A 4026-nucleotide genomic window follows, 5' to 3' on the forward strand; every position below is an offset into this window, starting at 1 on the left:
GTCCCAGCGTTGACGCCCGCCGGTCGTAGGCCTCCCCGGCGACGCGCTCGAACTCGTGGCCCATGTAGCGGTCGAGCGCGGGCGCCACGGCCTCGTCCCACACCTGGCCCGCCGGGACCCGCTCCAGAGCCGACCGGTTCGACGCTACGAACCGCTCGTAGAACCGGAAGGCGGCGTCGGCCACGCCGTAGCGGATGGCCGCCGACGGCCGCGCGTCGAGGTTGCCCTGCGTCTCGACGTACCCCCGTTCGATCAGCCGCTCCAGCTTGTCCCGGAGTGCCCGGTCGTTCCCAAGCCCGGCCCCCTGGGCGACCTCGTTCCGCGTCGTCCGTCCGCCCGCGACGGCCCGCAGGATCGCCCGGTACTTCGAGACGTCCCGGAGCCCTTCCTCCTGCTCCAGCGCCGTCTCCACAAGCAGCCGGACTTCCCCCTTCGGGTCGAGCAGAAGCTCCGTCGCGTTCTCCGCCAGCGTACGGCTCGCATCGACGGCCGCGAGGTACCGCGGCGTCCCCCCGAACACGCCGTATGCCAGCGCCCGCTCGCGGAGGTCAGCAAACGGGGCCATCTCGGCCGCGTGCCAGTACCCGAACGGCCGGAGTCGCCCGTGCCACGAGAACCGGCCGTAGAGCGGCCCGCCCCCGCCCGCAAGCGCCTCCATCGTCCCCACGGCCGAGCCGGAGAGGACCATCAAGAAGGGGCGCTCAGGACGCCGCCGCTCCCACGCCGCGTTGAGCTCGGAGGCCACCTCAGCCGCGCCCGCGTCGCCGTCGCCGAGGTACTGGAACTCGTCGAGCACGACGACCAGCGAGTCCGGCGCCCTCAGGTCCATCAGCAGGTTGAACACGGTACGCCACGTCGGGTAGTCCTCCGGTCTCAGTTCCTCGCCCGACCACGCCGCGAGGTCCGCGACCAACTGGCGGCGGTTGACCTCGGGCGTCGTCCTCGACGCCGCGAAGTAGAACGAGGCCCGCTCGTCCCACGTGTGGGTCAGGAGGTGCGTCTTCCCCACGCGGCGTCGGCCGGTGAGCAGCGCGAGGTGGTGGCGGCCGGAGTCGGCGAGGCGCCGGAGCGCGGCCTGCTCGGCGTCGCGGTTGACGAGGGGGGAGGGCATAGGGTGTAACTACGATGACATGGTAGTGTGGTTACACCCTCCCCCAGAGTCGATTCCTGTCAGCGTGCGCCGCTGCGCTACCATCTTGCGGGGGGCCTACGCTACCGATCCGACGGCGTCCTTGACTTCGGCCCGCTCGCTACAAACCGGGCCGACTCGACGTCTCGCCAATGCAGCGGAGACCGAGGGCCTCGGGGGCGCAGCGGAGTCATCTATGACCTTCGCATGGCGGCGGACGGGCTGAGTACAGAGCGGCGCGGCCACGCCGGGTGAGCCTCGGGAGCACGCCGACGCGCTCAGGAAGGAGAAGCATCCCGCCGCCCATGCCGATCCCCCGTCTCCGCCGTCCGTCCTCGAACGGGTCCGCCGTCTCGTCGCGGAGCGGGCCGCAGGCTGCGAAGCCCGAGGGCTGGGACTACGACGGGAAGACGCCGCCCGAGGTGCTCCGAGGGCGGACCGAGTTCCACCGCGCGTTCTCCGACCTCGCCAAGGGCAAGCGGAACTGGCAGCTCGCCGCCTTCTTCGCCTTCGCCATCCTCGCGCTCGCCCTCGGCGGGCTGGTGACGCTCGCGGCGCAGAGCCGGGTCGTCCCGTACGTCGTCGAGGTGGACCGCCTCGGCCGGGCCTCGGCGATTGCGCCTGCCGAGGCGGTCCCCGCCGTGGCCGACCGCGTCGTGATCGCGGCGCTCTCGGCGTTCGTCTCCAACATCCGCACGGTTTACGCCGACCCCGTGGCCCAGCGTGACGCCGTCTACCGGGCCTACGCAACCATCGGCGGCGACGCGCGGGCGTTCCTGGAGGGCTACTTCTCCGACCCGCAGAACGACCCACGTCGTCTGGGCACGGGTGCCCGGCGGAGCGTCGAGATCGTCGCTGTGATCCCCGTACCGGGGGCCGCCTCTGGCGCGCGGACCTACCGCGTGACCTGGAACGAGACCGAGTCGTCGCCCCAGCGCGGCGACTCCGAACGGGCGTGGGAGGGCTACCTGTCCGTCGTGGTCTCCCCACCGACGACGACGGAGGGCATCGAGCGGAACCCGCTGGGCGTGTTCGTGACCGACCTCTCGTGGAGCCCGCTCGCGGGCGCGACCGAAGCCCCTGGCGAAGGCGAGGAGGCAGAGACCTCGCAGTCGGAAGCCCAGTCCGTCGAGGAGCCCGCACCCCGAGGCGTTCTGGCGCCCGTACCGCCCGAGGCCACGGCTCCGCCTGCCGATCAACCCTAGCCCCTAGGATCTAGACCCTAGCCCATCCCTCTCGTCCATGTGTACTCGTCTCCCCCTTTTTGCGCTCCTCCTGTTCGCCGCCTCGGCCTCGGCGCAGTCGTCGCCAGAGGCCGACCCCGTCGCACAAACCGTCGTAGACCTGAGCGACGCCCCAGCCTCTGGCGTCGCCGAGCGCGCCGTGGGTCGCCCCGTCGGCGACGGGTTCGACGGCGGAGCCGTCGTCGTCACGGCAGGCGAGATGGAGGAGGCGCTCGGCGAGCTCGTCCGCGAGTATCAGCGGACGGGCCGTGCGGGCGTCCTCCGCCAGTCGGCCGTGTGGGTCTTCCCGTTCGGGCACACCCAGCCGGTCCTGGCGTGCGCGCCGCTCCGGGCGTCGGTCGTCGAGCTCGAACCAGGTGAGACCGTTCTTGGCGTCGTCGCCGGTGACACGGAGCGGTTCGCCATCGACCTCACCACGACGGGGCCGGGCGGGCGGACGCCGCTCGTCGTCGTGAAGCCGCTGGCGTACGACGTGACGACGAACGTCGTCGTCTCGACCGACCGCCGCGTCTACCACGTCACGCTGGACTCGGCGCCGCGCCCGAGCAGGGGAGGGGACCTCAACCCCCAGGCCCGCTACGCCCGCCACGTCCGGTTCTACTACCCCGACGACGCGCTCGCCGCGCTAGCGGCGGCCGAGAGCGGTGCGCCTGTCCCAACGGCGCTGTTGACCACTGGCTCGGCCTCTGGCGACGGCGTCTCGCTCGACGACCTGTCGTTCGGCTACGAGTGGTCGGGCTCGCCCGAGCTCCGCGAGCGCCTGGAGCGTGTGTTCGACGACGGGGTCCACACCTACCTCCAGCTCTCGGCCGACCCGAGCGGCGAGGCCCCGGTGCTCTACGCCATCGGCCCAGACGGCTCACGCGAGATCGTCAACTACGCCTACCGCCCCGGCCGCGCGGGCGCCGGGACCTACGTGGCCGACCGGGTGCTGAACCGCGCAGACATGGTCGTCGGGGCGACGGTCAAAAAGGGTCTCTTCGGGCTCTTCGGCCGCCGTCAGATCGAGCGGTCCATCCGCATCGCCCGTGTCTCGCGCTAACCCGACGCCCGTCCACCCGACCGCCGCCTCCCGATGGCCCACGACTCTTTCGACGACCTCGACGGCCCCGCCGACGACGCCCCTCGCCACCCCGCCCTCGACGAGTTCGAGTTGGCAGACGCACCGGGCGCTTTGCCTGGCGGTACGTCTGAGGAGCCGTTCTCCTTCGACGCCGACGAGGTGGAGGCTACACGCGGCGACTTCCTCGGCACCGACGACGGCCGCTACGAGCCCGTCCGCGTCAACCGGCGTCTGGTGCTCGGTGGGCTCCTGATCGCGGGCGCGGCCGTGCTCCTGGGCCTCCTCGTGCTCTCGGGCGACTCGTCCGCGCCCGACGCCGACCTCACGGTCGAGCGGCCCGAGGCGGCGCCCCCGGAGTTTTTGGAGCGGGGCGACCCGTACGCAGCCGACGACGGATCAGGGATCGTGGCCGAGCCAGACGTCGTCTACGCCGATCCGTACGCGGACCCTTACGGCGCGGCCTACGCGACTCCCGCTTACGCGCCGGACTACGGCCCCACGGCGTCCGTCGGCCCGACGGCGTCCGCTCCCTCGTACGCGTCGCCCTCCTACGCCTCGGCCCCGAGGAGCACGATGACGATGGGTGAGAC

3 protein-coding genes and 1 pseudogene are annotated in these 4026 nt (G+C 72.1%); 3 read left to right on the plus strand and 1 reads right to left on the minus strand.

The window, feature by feature from the left end:
* Positions 1-1111 (minus strand): ATP-binding protein (locus WBA11_RS16365; protein ID WP_424521719.1); only part of this gene is annotated, 1111 nt, incomplete at its 3' end.
* Positions 1112-1434: 323 nt separating this feature from the next.
* Between WBA11_RS16365 and WBA11_RS16370 the strand changes: the two genes are divergently transcribed.
* From WBA11_RS16370 to WBA11_RS16380, 3 genes and pseudogenes are all read left to right on the plus strand, one after another.
* Complete coding sequence (locus tag WBA11_RS16370) at positions 1435-2334, plus strand: VirB8/TrbF family protein (RefSeq protein ID WP_424521720.1); 900 nt, start codon at positions 1435-1437, stop codon at positions 2332-2334.
* Between the two features lie 37 nt (positions 2335-2371).
* On the plus strand, positions 2372-3415 hold the full coding sequence (locus WBA11_RS16375) for a TrbG/VirB9 family P-type conjugative transfer protein (RefSeq protein WP_424521721.1): 1044 nt from the start codon (positions 2372-2374) through the stop codon (positions 3413-3415).
* A gap of 33 nt (positions 3416-3448) precedes the next feature.
* Positions 3449-4026, plus strand: a pseudogene (locus WBA11_RS16380) (hypothetical protein); the annotation flags it as partial.

Origin of the sequence: Rubrivirga sp. (assembly GCF_049648075.1) — a bacterium.
Classification (GTDB): domain Bacteria; phylum Bacteroidota; class Rhodothermia; order Rhodothermales; family Rubricoccaceae; genus Rubrivirga.